The organism is Anseongella ginsenosidimutans, assembly GCF_008033235.1.
GTDB lineage: Bacteria > Bacteroidota > Bacteroidia > Sphingobacteriales > Sphingobacteriaceae > Anseongella > Anseongella ginsenosidimutans.
Map to the genome: position 1 here is coordinate 4,091,230 of NZ_CP042432.1, position 24,120 is coordinate 4,115,349.

24 protein-coding genes, 1 tRNA gene and 1 pseudogene are annotated in these 24,120 nt (G+C 48.4%); 10 read left to right on the forward strand and 16 right to left on the reverse strand.

Annotation, left to right across the window (positions count from 1 at the left end):
• Positions 1-2: 2 nt before the first annotated feature.
• Both FRZ59_RS17305 and FRZ59_RS17310 read right to left on the reverse strand, forming a co-directional pair.
• A pseudogene (locus FRZ59_RS17305) lies at positions 3-3,118 on the reverse strand (SusC/RagA family TonB-linked outer membrane protein).
• A 16-nt stretch (positions 3,119-3,134) separates the two neighbouring features.
• On the reverse strand, positions 3,135-4,487 hold the full coding sequence (locus FRZ59_RS17310; RefSeq protein WP_132129698.1) for an IPT/TIG domain-containing protein: 1,353 nt from the start codon (positions 4,485-4,487) through the stop codon (positions 3,135-3,137).
• Between the two features lie 287 nt (positions 4,488-4,774).
• On the opposite strand from FRZ59_RS17310, the gene FRZ59_RS17315 reads away from it, so the two are divergent.
• Together FRZ59_RS17315 and FRZ59_RS17320 are read left to right on the forward strand one after the other, a co-directional pair.
• Complete coding sequence (locus FRZ59_RS17315; protein WP_132129699.1) at positions 4,775-5,416, forward strand: hypothetical protein; 642 nt, start codon at positions 4,775-4,777, stop codon at positions 5,414-5,416.
• A gap of 217 nt (positions 5,417-5,633) precedes the next feature.
• The gene (locus FRZ59_RS17320) at positions 5,634-7,004 is read left to right on the forward strand and encodes a DUF2927 domain-containing protein (protein ID WP_132129700.1); all 1,371 of its coding nucleotides are present in this window, start codon (positions 5,634-5,636) and stop codon (positions 7,002-7,004) included.
• A gap of 124 nt (positions 7,005-7,128) precedes the next feature.
• Here FRZ59_RS17320 and FRZ59_RS17325 read toward each other — a convergent pair whose 3' ends face one another.
• The 3 genes from FRZ59_RS17325 to FRZ59_RS17335 all read right to left on the reverse strand — a co-directional run bounded on the left by FRZ59_RS17325 (position 7,129) and on the right by FRZ59_RS17335 (position 9,745).
• Positions 7,129-8,799 (reverse strand): WG repeat-containing protein, encoded by a 1,671-nt coding sequence (locus tag FRZ59_RS17325; RefSeq protein WP_132129701.1) that lies wholly within the window; start codon positions 8,797-8,799, stop codon positions 7,129-7,131.
• Positions 8,796-9,266: a hypothetical protein gene (locus tag FRZ59_RS17330; RefSeq protein ID WP_132129702.1), complete on the reverse strand. Its 471-nt coding sequence runs from the start codon at positions 9,264-9,266 to the stop codon at positions 8,796-8,798. Before FRZ59_RS17330 ends, FRZ59_RS17325 begins: the two co-directional genes overlap by 4 nt.
• Positions 9,267-9,517: 251 nt before the next feature.
• A complete protein-coding gene (locus FRZ59_RS17335; RefSeq protein WP_132129703.1) occupies positions 9,518-9,745 on the reverse strand; it encodes a hypothetical protein in 228 nt (75 codons plus the stop codon).
• 171 nt (positions 9,746-9,916) lie between these two features.
• Here FRZ59_RS17335 and FRZ59_RS17340 point away from each other — a divergent pair, with 171 nt between their 5' ends.
• Positions 9,917-10,483: a hypothetical protein gene (locus FRZ59_RS17340; RefSeq protein ID WP_132129704.1), complete on the forward strand. Its 567-nt coding sequence runs from the start codon at positions 9,917-9,919 to the stop codon at positions 10,481-10,483.
• Here FRZ59_RS17340 and FRZ59_RS17345 read toward each other — a convergent pair.
• The 6 genes from FRZ59_RS17345 to FRZ59_RS17370 all read right to left on the reverse strand — a co-directional run bounded on the left by FRZ59_RS17345 (position 10,381) and on the right by FRZ59_RS17370 (position 13,565).
• Positions 10,381-11,292 carry a SpoIIAA family protein gene (locus tag FRZ59_RS17345; protein WP_132129705.1) on the reverse strand — a complete coding sequence of 304 codons (912 nt, stop codon included), beginning with the start codon at positions 11,290-11,292 and terminating at the stop codon, positions 10,381-10,383. The genes FRZ59_RS17340 and FRZ59_RS17345 overlap by 103 nt on opposite strands.
• A 103-nt stretch (positions 11,293-11,395) precedes the next feature.
• Complete coding sequence (locus tag FRZ59_RS20070; protein WP_132129706.1) at positions 11,396-11,569, reverse strand: FAD-dependent oxidoreductase; 174 nt, start codon at positions 11,567-11,569, stop codon at positions 11,396-11,398.
• Positions 11,553-11,924 carry an FAD-dependent oxidoreductase gene (locus FRZ59_RS17355; RefSeq protein WP_132129707.1) on the reverse strand — a complete coding sequence of 124 codons (372 nt, stop codon included), beginning with the start codon at positions 11,922-11,924 and terminating at the stop codon, positions 11,553-11,555. Before FRZ59_RS17355 ends, FRZ59_RS20070 begins: the two co-directional genes overlap by 17 nt.
• Positions 11,925-11,929: 5 nt before the next feature.
• A complete protein-coding gene (locus tag FRZ59_RS17360; protein ID WP_132129708.1) occupies positions 11,930-12,712 on the reverse strand; it encodes an OBAP family protein in 783 nt (260 codons plus the stop codon).
• Positions 12,713-12,807: 95 nt separating this feature from the next.
• The gene (locus FRZ59_RS17365; protein WP_132129709.1) at positions 12,808-13,167 is read right to left on the reverse strand and encodes an SPW repeat domain-containing protein; all 360 of its coding nucleotides are present in this window, start codon (positions 13,165-13,167) and stop codon (positions 12,808-12,810) included.
• A 325-nt stretch (positions 13,168-13,492) separates the two neighbouring features.
• Positions 13,493-13,565 (reverse strand) — tRNA-Phe (locus tag FRZ59_RS17370).
• Positions 13,566-13,684: 119 nt separating this feature from the next.
• Between FRZ59_RS17370 and FRZ59_RS17375 the strand changes: the two genes are divergently transcribed.
• The 3 genes from FRZ59_RS17375 to FRZ59_RS17385 are packed head-to-tail and all read left to right on the forward strand — an operon-like array spanning position 13,685 to position 16,291.
• Entirely contained in the window at positions 13,685-14,986 is a 1,302-nt protein-coding gene (locus tag FRZ59_RS17375) for a 4Fe-4S dicluster domain-containing protein (protein ID WP_132129710.1), read from the forward strand.
• On the forward strand, positions 14,968-15,786 hold the full coding sequence (locus FRZ59_RS17380) for a (Fe-S)-binding protein (RefSeq protein WP_165922850.1): 819 nt from the start codon (positions 14,968-14,970) through the stop codon (positions 15,784-15,786). The genes FRZ59_RS17375 and FRZ59_RS17380 overlap by 19 nt, the downstream gene beginning before the upstream one ends.
• Positions 15,787-15,817: 31 nt before the next feature.
• Positions 15,818-16,291, forward strand: coding sequence for an ABC transporter ATPase (locus FRZ59_RS17385; protein ID WP_132129711.1), 474 nt, complete (start codon positions 15,818-15,820; stop codon positions 16,289-16,291).
• 89 nt (positions 16,292-16,380) lie between these two features.
• Here the strand turns inward: FRZ59_RS17385 and mtgA are convergent, their stop codons facing one another.
• From mtgA to FRZ59_RS17410, 5 genes are all read right to left on the reverse strand, one after another.
• Positions 16,381-17,052 carry a monofunctional biosynthetic peptidoglycan transglycosylase gene (gene mtgA / locus FRZ59_RS17390; protein WP_132129712.1) on the reverse strand — a complete coding sequence of 224 codons (672 nt, stop codon included), beginning with the start codon at positions 17,050-17,052 and terminating at the stop codon, positions 16,381-16,383.
• Between the two features lie 80 nt (positions 17,053-17,132).
• Positions 17,133-17,576: a 50S ribosomal protein L9 gene (rplI, locus tag FRZ59_RS17395; protein ID WP_132129713.1), complete on the reverse strand. Its 444-nt coding sequence runs from the start codon at positions 17,574-17,576 to the stop codon at positions 17,133-17,135.
• 13 nt (positions 17,577-17,589) lie between these two features.
• On the reverse strand, positions 17,590-17,856 hold the full coding sequence (rpsR, locus tag FRZ59_RS17400; RefSeq protein WP_132129714.1) for a 30S ribosomal protein S18: 267 nt from the start codon (positions 17,854-17,856) through the stop codon (positions 17,590-17,592).
• On the reverse strand, positions 17,856-18,224 hold the full coding sequence (gene rpsF, locus FRZ59_RS17405) for a 30S ribosomal protein S6 (protein WP_132129715.1): 369 nt from the start codon (positions 18,222-18,224) through the stop codon (positions 17,856-17,858). The genes rpsR and rpsF overlap by 1 nt, the downstream gene beginning before the upstream one ends.
• Before the next feature lie 187 nt (positions 18,225-18,411).
• Complete coding sequence (locus FRZ59_RS17410; protein WP_132129716.1) at positions 18,412-18,951, reverse strand: Uma2 family endonuclease; 540 nt, start codon at positions 18,949-18,951, stop codon at positions 18,412-18,414.
• A gap of 119 nt (positions 18,952-19,070) precedes the next feature.
• On the opposite strand from FRZ59_RS17410, the gene FRZ59_RS17415 reads away from it, so the two are divergent.
• The 4 genes from FRZ59_RS17415 to FRZ59_RS17430 all read left to right on the forward strand — a co-directional run bounded on the left by FRZ59_RS17415 (position 19,071) and on the right by FRZ59_RS17430 (position 24,118).
• The gene (locus FRZ59_RS17415) at positions 19,071-21,137 is read left to right on the forward strand and encodes a DNA polymerase III subunit gamma/tau (RefSeq protein ID WP_132129717.1); all 2,067 of its coding nucleotides are present in this window, start codon (positions 19,071-19,073) and stop codon (positions 21,135-21,137) included.
• A 205-nt stretch (positions 21,138-21,342) separates the two neighbouring features.
• Entirely contained in the window at positions 21,343-22,575 is a 1,233-nt protein-coding gene (locus tag FRZ59_RS17420; RefSeq protein ID WP_132129718.1) for an isocitrate dehydrogenase (NADP(+)), read from the forward strand.
• A gap of 225 nt (positions 22,576-22,800) precedes the next feature.
• Positions 22,801-23,604 (forward strand): hypothetical protein, encoded by an 804-nt coding sequence (locus FRZ59_RS17425; RefSeq protein ID WP_132129719.1) that lies wholly within the window; start codon positions 22,801-22,803, stop codon positions 23,602-23,604.
• Between the two features lie 34 nt (positions 23,605-23,638).
• A complete protein-coding gene (locus FRZ59_RS17430) occupies positions 23,639-24,118 on the forward strand; it encodes a hypothetical protein (RefSeq protein ID WP_147698387.1) in 480 nt (159 codons plus the stop codon).
• Positions 24,119-24,120: the final 2 nt, after the last annotated feature.

A 24,120-nucleotide genomic window follows, 5' to 3' on the forward strand; every position in this document is an offset into this window, starting at 1 on the left:
TTTTAAAGATTGAGATATACCTGGAAGGAATAGGTGGTTGGTATCGGGTATTTACGCCCGTTCCAACGCGCCTGCTCCGGATCAAAGATCTTCACCTTATCCCAAACGTAGAGGTTATTGCCTATTAACTGCAGGTCCATCGAGGAAATACCGATCTTTTGCAGGAATTGCGGATTCACATGATAATTCAGGGTGATCTCCTGTAAACGCAGGTAGCGCGAGTCTCCCTGCCAGAATGAAGACAGCTGGCTGTTATTGGCATTGTTGCCATATTGCAGGCGCGGAAAGCGCGCATTGGGGTTTTCTGCCAGCGCCGGGTCAATGCCATGCGCCAGGGCATAATCCATCGGGATCCACCGGTTAGCCGGGTCAGCCGCCAGGGTAAGCACGTTGCCCGAGGTGCCTTCGAAGAAAGGCATATAGCCCATACCGTTGACGCGTGTTTCATCGTTTACCGTAGTGCGCTGCCCCACGTAGAAGAAGGAGGTTCTTCCGGTACCCTTGAACAGTACGCCAAGCGTCAGGTTTTTGTAGCGGACTTCCGCACCCAGGCCGTACATCAGCAGTGGATAAGTGCTATGCGTCAGCGGTACTTTATCCAATTCATCAATCAAACCGTCCCCGTTTACATCCTTGTATTTGATGTCACCCGGCATCACCTCTCCAAAGGTTTGCTGAGGGCTGTATTTGATGTCTTCCTCGTCTTTAAACAAGCCGATGGCCTGGTATCCGCGGATAGAACCGTATGGGAAACCATTGTACTCCAGGTAAGGGTACTCCAGGTAGGCCTGTTCCCAGTTTTGTACAATATTTTTGGAATAGGTGAAATTTCCACGTACCGTGACCCCGATGTCGGGCGACAACTCGGTGGTATAACTGATGTTTCCGTCCGCCCCGGTGCTTTTCATCCGGCCCACATTGGCAAAAGGATTGGAGACGACACCTACGTATTCCGGTACCTGGACCCTTTGCTGGAAAATGCCGTTACGCTGATCCTGGAAAAAGTCGATGACAAAATCCAGTTTGTAGTCAAATAGCTTCCCTTCTATCCCGATATTGGATTTGATGGCGCGTTCCCAGGCAAGGTTATCCGCCCCGATCCTGGTTTCGTTAATGGTTTCGATGTCTCCCACACCCCATACACCTCCCGAACCTACATTGACCTTGGTCAGGTAAGGAAAGCGGATGTCGGAAATCCGGTCGTTGCCCACGGTACCGTAGGAAGCACGGATCTTCAAATAATTAAGCCAGGGTGCGGCTTCTTTCATAAAACCATAACTGGTAGGAACCCAACCCACAGCGATTGATGGAAAAAAACCGTACTGCCTGCCCGGCTGGAAATTTTCAGACCCGGTATAACCGAAATTGACATCCAGCAGGTAGGTATCCCGGAAACCATAGGTCAGCCGGCTGGATACCCCCTGGTAGCGCAGCGGAATGGCCTCCAGGTTGCTTGTAGCGTCGTCGGTATCTTTCGCATCACTAATGTAATAGTAAATTAGTCCGGATACGCGGTGGTCATCGCCGAATATCTGGTCGTAGTTAATGACGGATTCGAGGTGGTATTTACGGTACTGCCGGGTAGACCTGTTATAGGAAGCCGATTGCTCCTGTACCGTTTCCTGCATAATAAGCGATCCGTTATAATCCCTGCCCAGGGCGGTGTAGAGCGCAGGCTGTATATACCTGCGTTCCGCAAAAAAGCTGTGAATATCATAAGCGCCCTGCACACGGAATTTGAGCCCGTCCAGCACGCCGGAAAGATCCTGGTTAAGGGCCAGCGTTGATTTGCCTTTGAATACCTGGTTGGAGGCCTGGCCTGTGCGATTGATCATGACATATGGCGAGGATTGTTCTCCAGTCCCCGGCCCGGTAACAGGCCATTGGAATACTGGCCGGGGATCGCCAGCGGCGTGAGCCGCGACTGCGCACCCCAGATATAGTCGGTATTGGCTATGCCTGGCTGGTCCAGCTTGGATAAAAACCCATCCGACCCCAGGTAGACCGTCGTCGTAGGGGTCAGGTTGATATCCAGGTTAATCCGGTAGTTATACGTGTTGAAGCCCACGTTCGAACTGTAAACGCTGTTTTCATCTACCTTATAGGCCGCCGTTTCGCTGTCGCCGCCCAGGCTCAGGAAATAGCGTGCTACTTCACTCCCGCCGCGGCCGCTGACATAGTAACTCTGGCGCCAGAAGTTTTTGTTCAGGATTTCGTCCTGCCAGCTCACATCCGGGTACATGTCCGGATCCAGGCCATCCCGGATGATCCCCATTTCGGTTTCATCATAGAGCGGTGAGTCTCCCCGGATAATACTGGCTTCATTGGCCAGGCGTGCATAATCATATGCGCGCAGGTATTGAGGCAGGCGATTGAGCCGGGAAAGGGTGGTATTGGCACGGGCCGTGATCTGGATTTGATCCACAAGCCCTCTTTTTGTCGTGACCAATACTACGCCGTTAGCGCCCCGCACCCCGTAAACGGCGGTAGCTGAAGCATCTTTCAGGATGGAGAAACTCTCGATATCCGCCGGATCGATGGTGTTCAGGTCGCCTTCCAAACCGTCGATCAGCACCAGGGCGCTGCTGTTGGCGCCGAATGTGCCAATGCCGCGCACCCAGAAATCGGCAATGTTCTGCCCTGGCTCACCGCTGCTTTGCATAGAAATGACGCCTGCCGCCCGTCCGCCTAAAAGGTTGGAAATGGATGCAGCAGGAGATTGCAGGTCTTTAACGTCAACGGAAGTAACGGCGGCTACAGAGCTGATTTTTCGCTGTTTTCCCATCCCCACTACGATCACCTCGTCCAGTTCCTGGCTTTCAAGTGTAATGGTAAGGTCGCTTTGATCTTCGATGGCTACATATTCCTCGCTGCTAAAGCCCACAAAGCTAAAGATCAGGCGATCGCCATACACCACCTGGATGCTGAATTTTCCCTCCTCATCGGAAGAGGTTCCCACTCCTACTTTGCCTTGAACATAAACGCTCGCCCCGGGAATCGGTTGGTTGCTGTTATCTAAAACAGTACCGGAAATGATCAGCTTCGTTTCCTGCTGCTGGGAAAACAGCGGGGTATACAGTAACAGTAGTAAGGCTAAGATCTGTATAGTTTTATTCATCTTTTTGCAGGTTTTCTTATTCGATAACTAATTTGCGGATGCGGGCATTGCTCCAGTCGGCGATATAAATATCTCCTTGCTCATTAACCGCCACGCCCCATGGGTGATTGAACAGGGATTCAACGGGACCGCCATCCTGGTAACCCGCGACACCGGGTTGTCCGGCTACGGTAGTGACGATATTATCGGCGGATACCATGCGAATGCAGTGGTTGCCATAATCCGCCACGAACATGTTTCCGTCGTTGTCAAACTTAATCCCTTTCGGATAGTTGAATATCGCATCCTCCAGCGGGCCATCGCGGAAACCACTGCCGCCGGGAGCATTGAGCCGTTTTACTCCCTCCTCCGGATACCGGAGGTCTAAGACCAGAATGCCTTGCCGGTAGGTGGTAGGGCGGGCATTGGAATGGAGGGTAAAATACAGCAGCCAGGGCTTTTTCGGGTTGATCGCCTGTCCGTATTGCGATCCGTAAGGCCCCGCACCGTCGCCGTCCGCCGGGCCTATATGAACAATCTCCCCTTCCATCGTCTCGGGGTCTACTTTAGCAACCCTTCCATCCCGGAACCGGGTATAAAGATGCCCGTCCCAGGGACAAAAACTTACAAAGTTGTTGTACCGGTCGGCTGTCACGATGGAGTTCAGATCTTCGTCGGAGAATTTGATATTTTTTTGGCGGGGGTACCAGGCCTCGCGGGGGTCGAAGGTAAAAAGCACTTCCTTTACCGATTCGTGAGCAGCGGTTACCATACCGGTGGCGCGATCCACGCTCAGGCCGTTAGCGTATAAAATACGCTCGGCAGAGGTTTCTGCCACGATCAGCGGCGTAACAATATTCTGCTCTTCATTGATCCGCGCTACCCCAAAGGAACCGCCATCCCGCCAGGACATAAATATATTGCCCTCGGCATCCAGCTCCAGATACTTGCCATATATCTGCGCCTCGGAAAGCGTACCTGCCTGAAAGGCTGTTTCCCCGTTTCCCGTGACAGTACTTACCTGTGCCTGGGTATGGTATGTGAACGCTTCGTCATACACCACCGAATCTTCCCCGATAACTACCGAAATGCGGGGATCCTCACCCGGAAGCCGGGGTACGATGGCATAAATACGATCACCGTTTGACGAAATAACCGATGCCTCGGCGTGATTGAAATACACCTTGATCTTTGATATATCGTTACCGAAATTACCCCCGTTCAAAAGGATCTTGTCACGCGCTCCTCCTTCCGCAGGCGCGAAAGACGTTAACTGGACGGGTTGGTTGGGATCATGTATTTTTTTGGGAGTTTCTGCTTCTTTTTTACATGCCGAAAGGCAAAGCAAGCAACAAAATACTCCCGCCGATAAGCCGAAGATTTTTTTCATTCGTAAATAATTTGTGTTCAATAATTAAAGTTTAATGGTTTTTTGTTTTCTCGTCATTTACTTCCTGATTTTTCAAACCGCAAAAAAAGCGTTGGCAATTAACCCCAGCATTGGCAAGGGGTTAAGAAACCGTTAACTCTTGAGGTATATCAGGAATGGTTCAGGCTTTCAAAAGTTAATTTTCAAACCGAAGATAAACTTTCGATTTGAAATACCAAAACAAAATAAAACAAATTAAAACAAAAAATAAATCCTCATGGCGGTTTTCGGGAATTTTTCGAAACATTTTGCAACAGTATGCAAGGGGTGAAATAAGCATACGAAGTCATATCTGTCCGGAAACGGACAGGATTGTTCATTTCCGGACAGCGCAACTCCTCCGTGTGGCCACCGGCCTACTTTACACCACTACCCTGATGATCGCCTCCTGTTCAGCGAATCCAAAGGAAGACGATCCCGCCTCTGGAAACCGCCTTTCAGCTACACCCCCGGGAGATTCCGCCGATCTTGAAAACCTGCTGACCCTTTCCAATGCCGAACGCGTATTGGGGGAACCGGGCTATTTAAAAGACCACAGCCTTACCGTAGAAGAGGACATTTCGGTTTACAAAGCTGCCTATGCCGCCGGCAAAGATCGACGGGCAGGAAAAAGGGGAATACTGTATGTGATGGTGGAAGATTACTCCAAGGTTTCATCGGCCGAGGAAGTTTATGCCGATATAAAACGAGCAAATGAAAACCACTCCGGGGTGAAGATACTCGCGGATCTTGGGGACGAAGCCTATTTCCATACGGACGGAAAAAACTTCTATTTTATCATTGCCCGGAAAGCGGGAAAAATCCTTCGCCTAAAAATCAATAGAATAACCAGCAACACTTCGCTTGAGGAATTCAACCGGATCGCGCGGGAAATTGTGGCTTCGCTATGATCGGTTAAAACTTTAGCGGCCAGAAAATGTCCCTTCAGATTCAGGAATAACCCTTGATGACTTATGCGGGAGAAATCATCCCCTAATATTCCTAACCATAAAAAATTATTGAGTATTTTCATCCAGCGATACTGGCAATTTAAACTGGCCCTGGCCTCTAAAATCTTTCATTTAACCCGTTTTTGCCATTGCTTGCCACTATTCTAATTTAAACTCAATGATGATATCGTATAAAAGAAATCGGCTTATTTTTTGGATTCTGGGGATTCATTTCTTAGCTATATTTCCAAGCTGTCTTCAGAAGAACGAATCGACCATCAGTTCTGAAAATTTGCTGTATTTAAAAGATAAATATAGCATCGAAACATTGAATTACTTTTATGAAACGGTTTTCCATGAGGACGACAGCAAAGAAAAATTCGATATCGTTACAAAACGGGATTCCGATCTTACGGTTGCAATTTCAGGCGATCCAACTGAAGAGGAGATAGGATATGTAAAAAGAGCGATCTCGGAGATAAATGACTTCAACCTTCCCATCAAGTTATCTCTGGCTGATACAGGTGAATCCGCATCCATGAAGATTTTTTTTGGAGATTTAAAAGAAGTTCACGCCTTTTTAAAGTTAGACAGCGTTTCCATAAGTAATAATGATGTCGATAGACATTTTGGAATGGGGATATCAACCGTTTATGACGGTGTTATAGAGGAGGATGAGGTCGGCATTTATTTCGCTGAAAAGGACCTGGCCTCTTCAACCAGGTACAAGGTCGTGCTAGAGGAAATCGTACAATCGCTTGGTGTCATAGGCGATAGTTATAACTATCCGAGCAGCCTTTTTTTTCAGAATTACAATCCCGCTAAATCTTTAACGCCATTAGACATTGACGTGCTGTCATTACTCTACGAACCGGCAATTCCTGCAAATTATACGAGAGAGTCATTTGAAAAGAACTTTGCTGATGAGCTATACGTTGTTAATTCACACCGAAAGATTCAAAACGTATTGGAAAAATACCCGCAAACTTCCTATGATGACGTAGAAAAATGTTTTACCAACGGCGTCTTGTTAAAGCACCCTAAAGAAACAAATATATATTTATATGGAGATACACAAAAGAAAGACTCACTCATCATAGAGGATGCAATTTTGGCCCTTAATGAGATATCTCCCAATATAAATCTCAAACTCACTGAGTCACCCGCTATTGAACCCGATCACGGAATTGTCCTTGTATTCCGTCAACTGAATCATCAAAAAGCGCCGATACACGGCAAAAACGAAGCAATTGCGGGAATAAGCTGTATGTTTCAAAAACTCATTAAAAATAAAATAGTACTTTCTTTCAACGCAACTGAACATGCCCAGGAATTAAGGCAGCGGAGTATAGTTGATGCAATCTATTACGGTTTGGTGCCAATTGCTCAAGAGCCATCTCGTACTAACGAGTTGTTTAAAGCTAAGGGGAGTGGAATCGAATTCGCCCCACGTTATGCCAGTTTATTAAAGTTGATTTATTCCAACGAATTTATAGATGGCCTGAAACTAAGCGATTTTACGGAAATCAAAATGAGCATGGGCAAATGAATATTTTGTAAGGCCAGGTACACGGATTTCAGAATCGGCCCTAATTCAGTGATTAACGATCGATATGCTGGCTAAAAAGAAAGGCAGATAAAGATGTAAAGGGATTTGGCTTCGGGATTTAGGGTTAACGTTGTCTTTTATTTTGCCGGTAATACAACATCCCTGTTTCCTCATCCAATGACCATGTGGAAACTATATTTGCCGTAAACTTGTTGGTTTCAGTATATGCGTTACCTTCTACCTTCAGGATGACATAATCTTTGTTGTCATGCCTTGATGCTTTTTTTTCTTCCACCGTTGGATAGGGGTTGCTCCGGATGGCTAAATAGAGATTGTCTACTTTGTCAAAAGGCTTGATTTCTGAATATACGCCCGGGGGAATCACCACCTCCCCGGTTTTAGTGTACAAGCCAACGTGTTCCTGAACCCCGTCTTTCGTTTTCTTTTCCTGTCTTACGAATAGATGCCCGGTTCTTAATACCTTGATGCTTTTATATACCGGAGGAAGAAGCTTTTCGCCCTTCCAGTTGAGCAGGCCATGTTGAATGGATGTATCTTCCTTAAAGACGAAGCATTCAAACCCAAGCTTGGTGATTCTCCCGAGCATAGATTTGCCTTTTTCGAGAAGCAGGATCTTTTTCCCGCTTAAGCTGTATAAGTATCCCTGCTTCTTATCATCACTTGCAGCAATAAGGAATATGTCAAAAATGCCTTTTTCTTTGGACCTGTAGGCACCACCATAATTTTTCTCCAGGTAAGGGGTATCTTCTTCCTGCGGATCGGTGATCATGCCGTTCAATAGTTTAATAAATTTGTATTGTGCAGGGATAATGGTATTTCGTCCCTTTTTCAATCCGGTTTTCCCTTCCCCGTTGGTAAACAAACGATAACCCAGGTCATTCAAATGCGCTTTTATCTCATCATCGTCCATCATCTCATACTTCAGGTGCGATGTACTACGGTCAGTAGTGTCCTGCTTATCCGGGCCGGGCGAGGTAAGCAGGCTGTCTACCTTCTTTACCTTTTCGGCAATGGACAAACCCTTGTTTTCTTTTAGAAAACCATCTATCCTGCGCAGCTCGTCATGCTGAAACCCATCCTCGTAGTTGCTCGAGTTCCGCGATGCCAGCTTATTGAATTGCAAATCGTAAATATCCTGCCGGCCCTTTTCGGGGGAAAACTGGTAGGAGGCTTCTTTAAACTGCTCGTAAAAGCTGCCTTTGCTAGTGTCAATGGCCTGAAAAGCTGTGTAAAACGGGATGTTTTCGTAAAACCGCTGTTTGCTTAGATTGCCTTCATAGGCAATGATAAAGGTGTATTGATGCGGAAGGATCTCTTTACCGGCGCTATCAATAATTCCCTGGAAAAAAGTGCTGTCGCGCGAAATATAATACTGCTTGCTTTCCAGTTCAAGAGTTATTAAATCATAATAATGAGGTGGAATCACAAATTTCCCCTCTTTATTGATTACTCCATAGAAATTACCTTTTCGCACAACGGCTCCGCCCTGTTTGAAACTTCTGGCATAATCAAATTGAAAATCAATGACGACGTTATTGCTTGCGTCAATATAGCCCCATTTTTCATCTTTATTTACCGCAGCAAGCTCTTCGGAGAAACCGCTTGCCGAACAGTATAGCGGGGGGATGTTTTCGGCATTGTCGTATATGTTTATGAAGCCACAGGCCCTTTCGGAGCAATCGTCAAAGGAGTCAACTACATTCTGCGCTCTTATTGAAAGGGACGCTGTTAACAGGAACAAAAAGAGGGTGGTATGTTTGAATACTTGTATCATCTTCGTTTTTTTACATACGCGCAATACGAATTCCACACCGGGTCATAATTGTCGTCCAGAAAATATTCCAACCGAATCCTGGTGACGGTTTGGTTATTAAAGGAGTCCCGGCTGCACAAAGACATGCTTTGATCGCTTTGGCTGGCCAACCATTCTACAAATTCCTCCTGATTTTCAAAAGTGATAAGAACAGGATATGGTCCCATTCCGTCGTTTACCTCGCCAAGGGTAAATTTTCCTTCAAAAAAATACAACCCGGTGCCGCAATAATCACGGTGTGAAAGGCGAAGCCCGCCTGAACCCACATAATACCCGTCCTCATTAAGTTCTATGGGGTCTCGTTTTAATTTTTCTGCTACTTTTCCGGCAAGTTCCCGACCATAGTTTTCCTTGTCTAAGGAATGAAAAATTTCGAGATCTTTCTCGCTGAGGTTCGGGCGTGCTATTTCGGGAAAGAACGATTTCATTTATTTCGGTTGTTTACTTTCTGAATGGGAATATTATGCTGTTGCAAGTCATTGACCATTGTTGTAAAGGTTATCCTGCTCACCGCGTCGTTTCTTCGGAGCAAATTTAAAGGGCCGGAAAGGCCTGAACAATTTTCAGCCGCATAGACAGCGACTACAAGCCTTGAGGTAAACATCTACAAAGCATCTACGAAATTTGGCACATGTCCTGGCACATTTAAAATCTACCCAAAACTTACAGAAACACCGTTCTAACGGTTTTTTACAATCCAGGTGGCACATGTATTGGCGCATGCCCAAACATTTGATACTCCGTTGCTATTTTCAGCCATTGCGGCGTCACGCGTATTCACTGCCCGACACGCTTCAGGTGCTATTTTGCCAGGCTGATCAGGTGGCAACACCAGAACCATATCTGGCATGTCTTTTGACCCTTTCAAGCTAAATGCCGTTCCATTGAAAAAAGTTATTTTTTTCATGCTTGCCTTTGTTATCCTTTCTGCTGTTTTAAGCGGCTGTTACCGGATGCGAGCGTCAAAAGGCGGGGGTCAAATCCAGGCTGCCCGGCCAAGGATCATCAATGCAGCGGATATCAGCCTTACACCCGGGTATAAAATTGAACCGGTAGCGAAGGTGGCAAAATACTGAAAGTGTCACTCACGGGAGAAGTGGAAACGCTCGTCGATGATTTACCCGGAATGGGCGATCATCATACCAACGGGCCTGTCATTAAGGAGAGATACATTTATTTCGCACAAGGTACGGCCACCAATTCAGGAGTTGTCGGCGAGGACAATGCCAAATACGGGTGGCTGCTGCGAAAACCGGACTTTCACGATATTCCTTGTGACGATATCGTGCTTACCGGCGAAAACTATGCTTCCGCCAACGTATTAACCGATGGCCCCAATGATACCGCGACTACCGGCGCCTACGCTGCTTTCGGCACAGCCACTTCAGCCGGGCAGATTATTAAAGGCCGTGTTCCGTGTACCGGAGCCATTATGAGGATTCCCCTGGAAGGAGGTGAGATCGAGCTGGTAGCCTGGGGGCTGCGAAATCCGTTCGGGCTTGCTTTTTCTCCCGGCGGCCAGTTGTATGCTACGGAGAATGGCTATGACGGAAGAGGCAGCAGACCCGTTTGGGGAGCGGGCGACGTTTTATGGGAAATAAAGGAGGGCATGTGCTTCCTTGCACGAGTAACAGGCGATGCTTGATTATCTTTAAGGGAATGTATAGCGGCCAAAGCGAACAAGATGTGGGCCGGTAGAAGATGGCGGTAAAAAGCGGACTTTACAGCAGGCGGATCAGGATGAAGCCGCAAGATGGTTTTCCATATGAGAATTCCTACAACGCCGCTGGCAACGCCAATGCCTAAACCGGTTAATAGCGAAGGCCGCACAAACCCTCGCTTTAGTAAAACGTGGTAAAGATGGGTCCAGGCGGCGCCCATGGAATAGTGGGATAACCAGCCCGTTATAGCAGCATTTTTACTGTTAAGCGGGGAAAGCCGGTGAATCATCGACCCCAGCAGTCTGGGCTCCTTAAAGTTTTCCCTTAACAGGTATGACAAAAGATAACTGAACGACGTCATCAACGAAGTTGCCTTGACCGAGGCCAGCAGCGGTTTTTCGGCAGACAGCAGGTAATTCACATTGCCGCCATCGATTATCCATTGCCTGGCTTCGTCTAACCCGGAAAGACAATAGCTTCTTATCGCTCCCAGGAATAGCGGACTAAGCCAGCTATATACATTGCGTACCCAATCTTCATCGGATACAATGGCCATTCTGTTCCATTTACTGAAATGACGAAAGCTGATAAGCAGGTAATCTAGGAGCGCAGCCGCGCTATAGCGCTCCATTTTTGTTTTGAGGACAACGATGAAGTTTATTTTTCCATAACGGGCAGCCACCTGGTCTACTCTGCGCATTACAATTCGCTCATATTCAGCATGGTTTACACGGCCTGTGGCTTCATAGGCCACTACATCGTCCGGATATTCACTAAGCAGCCTTAACATCATTATAATTTTTAAGTCCTATCGTATGCTACCTGTTACAACCCTAAAAAATTGTTCCAAAGCGTCTGGTGTTGCAATTACTAACCTGAAGGAAATGGTCAATCGCTCAAGTGGATTTCCTTTCGGTTATTTTCCTGACCGCTTTTGATGCATTTCTGCCTGAAATTATCGCCCCTTCCATGGTAGCCAGAAAGGGTTGCTTTACGTAATCGCCTGCAAGGAATAAGTTTGGAAAGGGAGTCATGGTGCCAGGCTTTCCTTCTTCATTTCCCGGGGACAAGGAATAAAAGTCGTCCGGATGAAATACCGTCCGGTAGCGACACCACCCGGTCTACCGGCCAGGCAGATTCACTCAGTTCCAGCTGCAGATTTATTTCCGGCATCGTTGGCAGCGCCAGTAATTTCTGAAAAAGACGCTCGTCAATTGTCGATTGCCTGATTATCCGCTGGGTTGCGCCCAACGGCGTGGCGAGTACCACGTGGTCGGAAGACATGCGCTCTCCGTTTGCCACCACGCCTTTCAGCTTACCATTTTCGATGAACAGCTTTCCCCGGTAACCGGCGGCCTGCAGTTCCAGTCCTGCTGTTAGTCCGGCCAGACCGGCACCTGCAATGATCACTTCTGCCTTTTCCATAATGATCAAGGTCCTGCCTGAGTCGCACGCTCATGTTTCTGTGCCGCACTATCCGCTTCATTCGTAACAGTCAGCTGGCGGACCTTCCCTTTTTCCCAGGCATTTGCTGCGGGGTCAACCTCCGGCATCGGGATGTCGGCCCGTTTTGCTTTCACTTCTTCTGTGGAAATGCCAAAACGGCGGTCCCTCTCCGCCAGAAGCTGCTGGTGAAGCTGACCGTCTGCGGTAAAGCCCATCATGATCATCGGCGAGCCTACGGGCAGAGTCCGTTCCTGGTCGGTATGCCAGGTGTGAATGGTCTTTCCGTACGTAGATACCAGCTTTTCCATTAATTCATGTTCGGCAGCATCGGGAATACCCGGGGCAATCAGGGTGCCCGACTTCACTTCGAAATGATGAGAATGCCAAAGCAGTTTCTCTTCCCCGGGAAGTGTTTTGAATAGTTCTTCGGTGATAATATATTCAACGCCCATCAGCTTGGCGTCCTTTCCGTTCCCGTCGAAAATAATGGCTTGGTAAACATCTTCGTTCAGCTGCTGCACATAGTGGTGGGCTTCCATCTGTGCATCCATGTTCCCGTTATAAAAATGAAACCCGTCCAGGTAAACACTGAACTGCCGAAGCGGCGTTTCGTCCTGCAGCAATTCGGCGCCGGTGTTCAACACCTTATCTTCAGTGGTTTTCTCGTCTCCCGGAGCCCGGGTATTCGATGAAGTATTTTTTCCTCCGCAGGATGTTAGCATGCTGGCGGCCAGCAGAAAGTGGAAAACTGAACTTGTTCGCTTCATTTTTCAATTATTTGTTTTCCCGGATGAGCGGGAAAAATGAAACAACTGTGTAAATAATATCCCCGCCGTGGAAATATCCTTTGCAGGGAACCTACCTATACCCGGGAGACGAAGGGCGCCTTTATCGTACAGAGACTAACAGCGATCTCCAATATCCCGACAACCAGGTGAGGCAGAAATACCATTCCCGCGAAACCGAACAGCCAGGGAGAAGCAGCCAGGAAAATGCCGGACAGCAAATCGATGGTCAGATGAACAGGCATTGGTATCATCTTCACCAGCCCTCCCTCGTAATTGGTAAACAAGGACATAACAAGGGCAACCAAGCCAAGAATGACCGGTATCGACTGCGCCGGCCCTCCGGTGGCAAAGTTGAAAATCCAGGGAGCCGCAATGAGCAATATGCCGACAACGTAATCCAGCATAGCATGAATCCGTGTGCTTATACATCTCATGGTAAAAAAATTAAAGTTAAAAAAGCAAAGTACCTCTTCACAATAGAACAATCATGCCAGCTTGAACCACCGTTACTACTCCACGCGTCCCATCTTTCTTAAGACCGGACTTCAGGGCCACTGCAGAAACTGTTGCCATAGCCGCAAAAACCAATAAAACAGGTAAATTTTTAAGTATTTCTTAAGGTTTCACGACGTGTTCAGCAAGAAAGGCTGTTTAACACGCCTGTGGCAATGCATAGGTTTCGCGCTTTTTTTGGAAGGAAATCACCACCGAAATCAATAAAAAAAGCCCTACATGGAGTCATATAGAGCTTTTTGGGGGTGGTACCAGCTGGAATCGAACCAGCGACACAAGGATTTTCAGTCCTTTGCTCTACCAACTGAGCTATGGTACCCCTTTGCAGGGCTGCAAATATAGAAGTTATTTCCAAAAATTGGAAATTTGAAAATGAAAATATAACTCCTACCTTCATAACCGGATCCGGGACTCGCCGGATCAGCAAAAAGCTATCAAATGACAGGCCAGCTGATTTTCATTTTGCTCCTCATTGCCGGCGTAGGATGGTTCGTTCGGAATGTGCGGAAGATCCGGAGAAATATCCGGCTGGGACGGCCGGTTAATCGCAGCGACCGGAAAGCGACGCGCTGGAAAGTCATGTCTAAGGTGGCGCTCGGGCAGAGTAAGATGACCCGGCGGCCCGTGGCAGGGATCATGCACATACTTATTTATGCGGGGTTTATTATTATTAATATTGAAGTGCTGGAGATAATTATCGACGGCATTTTTGGTACGCACCGGATATTCGGTACGCTGGCGCCGGGATTGTATGCGCTACTCATTGCCTCCTTTGAATATCTTGCATTGGGTGTCATCCTGGCCTGCGTGGTTTTCCTGGCAAGAAGGAATATACTGAGGCTTCGCCGGTTTTCCGGAGTAGAGATGACGGCATGGCCGAAGAGCGATGCTAATTTTATACTCATCGCCGAAATCCTGCTGATGTCGGCATTTCTAACGATGAATGGGGCGGATTATGTCTTGCAGCTGATGGGTTCGGAGACATACGTTCGCGCAGGGGCTTTCCCTGTTTCTTCTCAGCTCATGTTATTATTGCCCGGAACAACGGAAGGCCTGATCTTCGTCGAACGTTTTTGCTGGTGGTTCCACATAATCGGCATCCTTGCATTTTTAAATTACATTCCCTATTCCAAGCATTTTCATATTTTCCTGAGCTTTCCCAATACCTGGTATGCCAACCTGGAGCCCAGGGGGCGCTTCACCAATATGGAAGCGGTAACGCAGGAAGTAAAAGCCCTGCTGGACCCTGCTTTTACGCCTGCTTCAGCCGGGCCGCCGGAGCGATTCGGCGCAAAGGATGTGCGGGACCTTAGCCGGGTGAATCTTATGAACGCTTATTCCTGTACGGAATGCGGGCGTTGTACGGCGGTTTGCCCGGCAAACATTACCGGGAAGCTGCTTTCTCCGCGCAAGATCATGATGGATACGCGGGACCGGCTGGAAGAAGTAGGGAAGAATATTGACCGGCACGGAAAGGATCACAACGATGGAAAATCCCTGCTGGGCGATTACATCAGTACGGAAGAACTTTGGGCCTGCACCACCTGCAATGCTTGCGTGGAAGCCTGTCCGGTGCTGATAGATCCCCTGGAGATCATTACAGAGCTAAAGCGAAGCCTTGTGCTGGAGGATTCAAGATCGCCCCAGGGCTGGAACACGATGTTCAACAATATAGAGAACAATGCTGCGCCCTGGCAATTTCCGCCCACCGACCGCTTAAAATGGACCGAATCAACCTGAAACCTGATATTGATACCGATACGATGAACACAATAGCCGAATTAGCAGCCGCGGGTGAAGAACCGGAATTATTGTTCTGGGTCGGATGCGCCGGCAGCTTTGATGAAAGAGCGCAGCGGATCACCCGGAGCCTTGCTAAAATACTGGATCATACAGGCATAAAATACGCTGTCCTGGGTACAGAGGAAAGCTGTACGGGCGACCCGGCAAAAAGAGCCGGAAACGAATTCCTTTTCCAAACGATGGCGCTGAGCAATATAGCGATACTCAACGGGTACAAGGTCAAAAAGATCGTGACCGCCTGCCCCCATTGTTTTAATACGCTAAAGAACGAATACCCGGAACTTGGCGGGAATTACGAAGTGATCCATCATACGCAGCTGATCCGCCAGCTGATTGCTGATGGAAAACTGAAGGCGGCGAACGGAGAAAGTTTCCGGGGGAAAAAGATCACGTATCATGATCCCTGTTACCTGGGTCGCGGGAACGGGGTTTATGAGGCTCCCCGGGAAGTGTTGGAAGCGCTGGATGCCGACCTGGTGGAAATGAAACGAAGCCGCGCAGGCGGGCTTTGCTGCGGGGCCGGCGGCGCCCAATTATTTAAGGAACCTGAAAAAGGAAGCAAGGAAATCAATGTGGAACGCACGGAAGAAGCGCTTTCAACCGGCGCGCAGGTCATTGCCGCTGCCTGCCCGTTTTGCATGACCATGCTGCGGGACGGCGTGAAGCAGCTGGACAAAGAGCAGCAAGCGGAAGTACTGGACGTGGCCGAACTCACCGCCAGGGCTAACGGATTATAAAACAAGAATCAACTTTTGCGGTTATTATCACATGCATCAATTCTCGGAAACTTCAAGGGTCTGGATCTTTCAGGCGGACAGGGAACTTAGCCCTGATGAGATAAAATGGGCTTTTCCCAAGCTGCAGGGCTTCATTAATGAATGGAAAGCCCATGGGCATGCACTGGCAGCACACACGGAAATCCGCTATAACCGTTTTATCATTGTTATGGTTGACGAGGATAATGCGGCCGCCAGCGGATGTTCTATCGACTCTTTGCACCGCTTCATGCAGGAGGTTGAAAAAGCCCTGAATGTCCGTCTCTTTGACCGCTTAAACATCGCTTACAAAGAAAACGGCAAAGTTGTTTCGGTTGGCCATACGGCTTTCGAAGAACTGCTTCGGTCAGGGAGGGTTACTGCATCCACCATCGTCTTCAATAACCTTGCCGCCACAAAAAAAGCCCTGGATGAAGACTGGGAAATCCCGCTGGTGCAAAGCTGGCACGCACAGTTTTTTCAGTAAACCATTGCGAAGCCGCTTCTAAAAAGCAAAAACTAAAAACTAAAAACTAAAACCTAGAAACTAGAAACTAGAAACTAGAAACTAGAAACTTAAAACCCGGTGGGTTGCATATACCGCATGATCTGCCGGGCCCGGCGGCTCACGTAAGGCCCCGGATTCCGGACCGGGTACTCCGTAGGATTAGGAAGGATGGCGGCGATCAGGGCTGCCTCGTAACGACTAAGCTGCGATGCCGGCTTATCAAAATAATACCAGGCAGCCGCTTCCGCGCCGTAAACGCCGATACCCATTTCCGCCACGTTAAGGTACACCTCCATGATGCGTTTCTTACCCCAGAATAATTCGATAAGTACCGTAAAATAGGCTTCAAATCCTTTCCGCACATAGGACCGGCCGGGCCAGAGAAACACATTTTTAGCCACCTGTTGCGAGATGGTGCTACCGCCGCGGATCCTTTTTCCGTTTTGATTTTGCCGGTAAGCCCGCTGAATAGCTTTCCAGTCAAAGCCGTTATGCGTCAGGAACCGCTGGTCCTCTGCCGCAATAGCGGCGCTTGGCAGATGGGCGGATATATGTTTAAGCGACTTCCAATCCTTCTTCAGCTTTAACGGCCGGTCATCCCGGAATTGCTCGTAAAGGCGCTTGGTCATCAGGAAAGTAACGGGGGGAGGCACGAACCGGTAAATGATCACCCAGGAAACCGTAATGACCACATACCAGAGGAGAACTTTCCCTATGAAACGGAGTACACGTTTTCTCATTCCAGGCAAATATAAACATGTTAAAAAAAAGACGCTTCCTTTTTAGGGAAAGCGTCTTTAAAAAATGTGTACGAAGCGGTTTATTCAGCCGCAACTTCAAAAGGCACCTGTACCTTCACGTCTTTATGAAGGTTGACGTTGGCTATGTAATTCCCCAGGAATTTTACGTCTGAATCAAAGGTGATCTTGCGGCGATCCACCTCGTAACCCAGCTTTTTGATTGCCTCGGCAATTTGCAGCGCGTTCACAGCGCCAAAGATCTTGCCGTTCTCGCCGGCTTTTGCGCCCACTTTCAGGCTCACGTCCTTCAAGCCTTCGGCGATCTTCTCAGCGTCCTTCTTTACCTTGTCCTGCTTGAACTGGGCCTGCCGGATATTCTCGGCCAGTACCTTCTTGTTCGACTCGGTCGCCAAAACTGCCATCCCCTTGGGTAGCAGAAAGTTACGTCCATAACCGGGCTTTACGTTTACGATATCGTCTTTTTCGCCCAGGTTCTTAACGTCCTGTTTCAGAATGATTTCCATTTCAGCTTCCTCCTTATTTCAAGCCATCGGTTACATACGGAAGGATCGCGATATGCCTTGCGCGTTTAATAGCCTGGGCCACTTTCCGCTGGTATTTCAGGGAAGTACCGGTAATGCGGCGGGGCAATACCTTACCTTGTTCATTTACAAACTTGGTAAGAAAGTTAGCGTCCTTGTAATCAATGTATTTAATGCCGTTCTTCTTGAAGCGGCAATATTTCTTACGGTTATCAACAACCTTAGGAGGCGTTACGTACTGAATCTGATCCTGACCTGCCATTATGCTGTCTCTCCTTCCTTTTGTTCTCTTGATTTCCTGGTGGTTAAGCCTGCCCGCTTCCGCTCATTGTAAGAAACGCCATGCTTGTCGAGCCGGATAGTAAGAAAACGCATAATACGTTCCTCACGCTTGTACTCAACTTCCAGTTTACTAATTAATTCGCCGGGAGCCGTGAACTCAGTTACATGATAATAACCGGTTGTTTTTTTCTGGATCGGATAGGCCAGCTTCTTCAAACCCCAACTATCTTCGTGGATAATTTCGGCTCCGTTATCAGTCAGGTAGCTGCGGAATTTTCCGATCAGCTCCTTGGTGGCTTCTTCTGATAACAACGGGGTAAGAATTAAAACAGTTTCAAAATTGTTCATTTTCCCTATTGAGTTTTTAAATCCCGTTTTCAAACGGGCTGCAAATATAGGAAGATTAATTTGAAAATTTAAATGTTAAACCCCATGAAAGAGGCTAGCGCCCAATTCTTTCCATCCCTACATAGAATAGTGTAATCATCCCATTCATAAGGCTTTATTCAACGCAGAAGTAAAACGACCTCCGGATTTATTCTGAAAACGCAAATTCAGCTTTCAGCAGCCTGGAACGTATTATGCCCCGGGCGGGAGGAAAAGCTTCAAACATGCCGTTAACAAGCTGAAATCCCTGCGCTGCTTGTGTATCAGGATCAATAATCCAGTATTCGTTTACGCCGCTGCGCTCATACACCAGTTTTTTCTCTGTCCGGTCATAGCCCGAGGTGGACGGAGAAAGAATCTCCACTACAAGGTCCGGAGCGCCGTGCAGCCCGTTCTGCTTAATTAGGTGCAGCCGCTCCCTGCTGACAAACAGCATGTCCGGCTGAAAAGCGTTTTCCTGGTCCAGGTACACATCAAAAGGCGCAAATAAAACTTGTCCGTGGCCCTGCGAACGAATAAAATTGGCCATAGACAGTAAAATTTCAAGCAATACATGCTGGTGGGAATAAGTTGGGGCCGGTTCCATCATGATCACATTTTCGATCAGCTGCACCCTGGTGCCCTCCGGAAGGCTATTAAAAACATCCATCGCTGTGCGTGGGAAAGATTCTTTCATGATATTGTTCATATTTGCAGAAGTTTAGGCCAAATTTAACCATTCTCAAAAAGGCTTCCAATAAAAAAAGGATAGCCAAATCGGGTAGCCTTCGCCTTCGCAAATCCTCAAATTATCCGTAATTTCGCCCAATGGAAAATTTTATCGTTTCAGCACGTAAATACCGGCCGCTTCACTTCAACGCTGTGGTAGGACAGGGCCACGTGACAGGGACGCTGAAAAATGCGATAAAGAATAACCAGCTGGCCCAGGCATTCCTGTTCTGCGGCCCCAGGGGAGTAGGTAAGACCACCTGCGCCCGCATCCTGGCAAAAACCATTAACTGCCAGCATATCACCCCGGATTATGAAGCCTGCGACCAGTGCGAAAGCTGCCTTTCTTTCCGCAGAGGCGCTTCCATGAATATCCATGAACTGGATGCGGCCTCCAATAACTCAGTAGATGACATCAGGAGCCTGGTAGAGCAGGTGCGTTATCCGCCCCAGGCTGGAAAATATAAGATCTATATCATCGATGAGGTACATATGCTCTCCCAAAGCGCTTTTAACGCCTTTCTTAAAACGCTGGAAGAGCCCCCCTCCTATGCCATTTTTATCCTGGCAACTACTGAAAAGCATAAGATCATTCCTACCATTCTTTCCCGTTGCCAGATATTTGATTTCAACCGGATCAAAGTAGAGGATATTTCCCGGCACCTGGCGCATATTGCGGAGGAAGAAAAAATACCTTACGAAAACGACGGCCTTCACCTGATCGCCCAAAAATCGGACGGCGCCCTTCGGGATGCACTTTCCATGTTCGACCAGATCGTCTCGTTCTCCGCCGGCAATCTTAGTTACAAAGCCGTAATCGATAATCTGAATATCCTTGATTATGATTACTACTTCCGCCTGACGCACTTCCTGCTAAATGAGGATATTCCCGGCAGTCTCCTGCTCTTTGATGAAATATTGGGGAAAGGCTTTGACGGGAACAATTTCATTAACGGCCTCTGTTCGCATTTCCGGAATCTGCTGGTTTGCAAGGAAGAAAAAACGGTCCATCTGCTGGAAGTCAGCGAAGGCATCCGCCAGCGTTACCTTGAACAGGCCCGGACGGCTTCCACGGGTTTTCTCCTTTCGGCCCTGAACATCGGCAATCAGTGCGATATCAACTACCGCCTCAGCAAGAACCCCCGCCTGCAGGTGGAACTGGCTCTGATGAAAATGTGCCATGTAAATGCAGTCATACAGGGAGGGGCAATTGGCAGGCAGCCCGCCGGTACTCCCACTGAGGGAGTAAAAAAAAAACGGGAACAATCAGTAAATCTTAATACGAAAGGCCCGGCCGGGCAAGAAAACGCAGCTGCACAAAAAACGGCAACGGCCGGTAGCGAAGCGGAAGCAATAAGCGGAGCGGCAGCAACACCGGCGAAAAAAGGAACAGCTGCGGGGGAAACAGCCGCAAACCAGGCAACTGAAGCAAGCCAGGCAACTGAAGCAAGCCAGGCATCTGAACCAAGCCAGCCAGCTGCAGCAAGCCCGGTAAATGCTTCCGGTGAAGCCGGCCCCGGCGAAAAAGGACCAGCTGCCGGCAAGGAATCAGCAGTCGCAGGCAAAGTAAGCGCCGGTGAAGCCGGCCCCGTACAGCAAACCGGGCAGGCAGCGCCCGAAAAAAAGCAAAAAGAGCGGCAGCCGGCGGCGGAACATCCGCTTTCGCCCAAATGGGGTGCAATCCCTAAAATGATCGTGCCTTCTTTGTCAGGCACGGCAGGCGGCAATGAAGAAAAGAAAGAAGAAGAAGCCCTTTCGGAGAAACCGTCCGGAAGTCAGGGACAGCTACCCTCCCAGCCTTTTACTGAAAGTCAGCTGCTGGTTTTCTGGAAGGAATACGCCGGTAAGATGGAGGCCGAAGGAAGGGTCAATATGCACACGCTGATGACCACGTTTTCCCCCGTTCTCCAGGACAGGTTCACCGTGGAATTAAAAGTGGTGAATAAGGTGCAGCAGGAAAAATTCCTGGAAGAAAAGCAGGATATCATGAATTTTTTAAGAAAGAAGCTCAGCAATTACGAGCTGGAGATCAATACCGTCCTGCATGAAGATCAGGACACGCGTCGTCGCCTGTATACTTCTACCGATAAATTCAATTATTTGGCGGAAAAGAATCCTTCCCTGATCGATCTCCGGAAAAGGCTGGACCTGGACATCGATTTCTGAGTTTTGCCCTGGCCGGGTTTCCAGTCTGGCGACATATCACCGGCACCCCGGACCTCGCTCCCGCGGCTCCAACCTGAATGACCCGCGGGTTTCGCCCGGAAATTCCGGATTAGTTTGCCCGTTTCGCGGGTTGTGGAATTCTTGAAAAAGAGAAAGTCAAAGCTTTTCTTAAATTTGCAGCTTGTAATTTTTAAACCCGAAAAAAATGTCATCTGAAAAAATCAAAGTAGCTAACCCGGTGGTAGAACTCGACGGGGATGAAATGACCCGGATCATCTGGCAGTTCATTAAAGATAAATTCATTTTTCCTTATCTGGATCTGGATATCAAGTATTTCGATCTTGGCATTGAGCAGCGTGATGCCACTAATGACCAGATCACGATCGATGCCGCCGAAGCTATCAAACAATATCATGTTGGCATAAAGTGCGCTACTATTACCCCGGACGAAGCGCGGGTAAAGGAATTCGGCCTGAAAAAAATGTGGCGCTCCCCCAACGGGACCATAAGAAATATCGTGGGAGGCACAGTTTTCCGCGAACCGATCATTTGCAGCAATGTTCCCCGCCTGGTGCCCAACTGGACACAGCCGATAATGATTGGCAGGCATGCGCATGCCGACCAGTACAAGGCTACCGATGTGGTCACCAAAGGCAAGGGTAAGTTAACTATGACCTTCACTCCTGAAGACGGCGGCGAAGCGCAAACCTGGGACGTATATGATTTCAAGGGCGACGGAATTGCCATGAGCATGTATAATACCGATGAATCTATTTACGGCTTTGCACGTTCCTGCTTTAATACCGCGCTCCAGAAAGGCTGGCCATTGTACCTTTCGACGAAAAACACCATTCTGAAAGCCTATGACGGCCGCTTCAAGGATATTTTTGAAGAAGTTTACCAGAATGAATTCAAGGCGGAAATGAATGCGAAAGGGATCACCTACGAACACCGCCTGATCGACGACATGGTGGCTGCGGCCCTGAAATGGAACGGCGGCTTTATCTGGGCATGTAAAAACTACGACGGCGACGTGCAGTCCGACACGGTTGCGCAGGGCTTTGGCTCGCTTGGGTTGATGACGTCCACCCTGGTAACCCCTGACGGAAAGACCATGGAAGCCGAGGCCGCTCATGGTACGGTAACCCGCCATTTCCGCCTGCACCAGGAAGGAAAAGAGACCAGCACTAATCCTATTGCTTCGATCTTTGCATGGACCCGCGGCCTTGCTTTCCGCGGAAAACTCGACAACAACCAGGAACTGATCGATTTCTGCCATACTCTGGAACGCGTCTGCGTGGAAACGGTGGAAAGCGGCAAAATGACCAAAGACCTTGCCGTTTGCATTCATGGCTCCAAAGTGACCCGCGACCAGTACCTGAGTACGCAGGAATTCCTCAACGCGATCGACGAAAACCTGCAGAAAGCGCAGGCCTGAACGTCCGTCTGATCTGCCGGCATCGCCCGTATTCCTTCGGCAAGGCCGGCGGGCATGACAAGCAGTTTAAGCCTGTTTCCTCCCCTGTTGCGGCCATCAAGCTCGTTCAACCCAAGCCTGGTGGCTGCAACGGGGGAGATTTGACAAAAGCCCGGGCATATCCGTTCGTTGTCCCTTAATTTGGTATTGAAATTGCAAGCGTTTATGCAGTTTATTATTTCGTGCATGAAATTGAATTCAATCCTGCTTTGCCTTGCCTCGATTATCTTCCTGCCGTCCTGCCTTCTTGCTACCGATTCCCTGAACGTAGAACAGGATTCTATTGATTTTAAGCTGAATGACAGTACCATCACTATTGTCAAGCATGTGTTTGGGAAGGATAGTATCCGTTTCCTGAGCGTACATGACGACGAGAATACCGGGGTAAGCGCCGCTTTGGAGTTTATGAAAGAACACGGCGGAAGCCTGGTGGAACTTCAGTACGGCAATGAACGCAATATAAAATTCAACCTGAAAAGCAGTGTCGACAAATGCATATTTGATCCAAATGGCATGTTTACCGATACAGGAGCCTACCGTACCCTTGATAAACACGCGCGGGTGACTCCGGAAGCAGTAAAAGCCATTCGTTCGCTGGGTGAAAAAGTACTCGAAACCTATAACTATGACAGCCTGGGATATGTCATTACCCTGCATAACAATACCGAAGGGCTTTATTCCATACGCTATTACCTGCCCGGGAAAATGATGGATACGGCTGCCAGCAAAGTACATATAAATCCCAGGCTGGATATAGACGATTTCGTTTTCGTCACAGAGCCTTATTTTTTCGACTACCTGAAGAAGAAGAATGTGAACGTCGTACTCCAAAGCCCTGACGCACCGAACGATGGCTCGCTATCCGTATATGCAGCCATGCAGGGGGTGCCCTACGTAAATATTGAAGTACAGGACGGACATGTGAAACAGCACCGGGAACTGATCGATATCGTTGCAGAGATGATGAAGGAGTTCCTTAAAAAACCGTAAATTGCTGCCTTCGGTTTTGCGAAGCACGTAATGCATGGATCTTTCGTTGGTATTTAATGGTGTTTCTCCCTGGTGGATTCTCCTGTGTATCCTGGCAGGCTTTGGCTATGGCTGGTTCCTTTACAGGAAGGAAACGCACCTGAGTCCGATATTACAACGCCTTCTGTTCAGTTTCCGGACGCTGGCCGTTGCCCTCATCGCTTTTCTGCTTCTTAGCCCGCTTTTAAAAAACATCAGCCGGACAACCGAAAAGCCCATCGTTGTTATTGCACAAGACAATAGCTCTTCTATCCTGCTGGATGAAAAGAACCGTGCCTGGTATACAGGCAGGCTGCCGGGCTTGCTGAATGGCCTGAAAAGTAAGCTTCAGGACGAATATGAAGTACAGTTTTACCACTTCAGCGAGCAGCCGAAGGCAGGCCTGCAGACAGATTTTTCCGGGAAGCAGACCGATATAAGTCTTCTCATCCGCGAAATAAAAACGCGTTTTGCAGGAAGGAACCTGGGGGGGTAGTC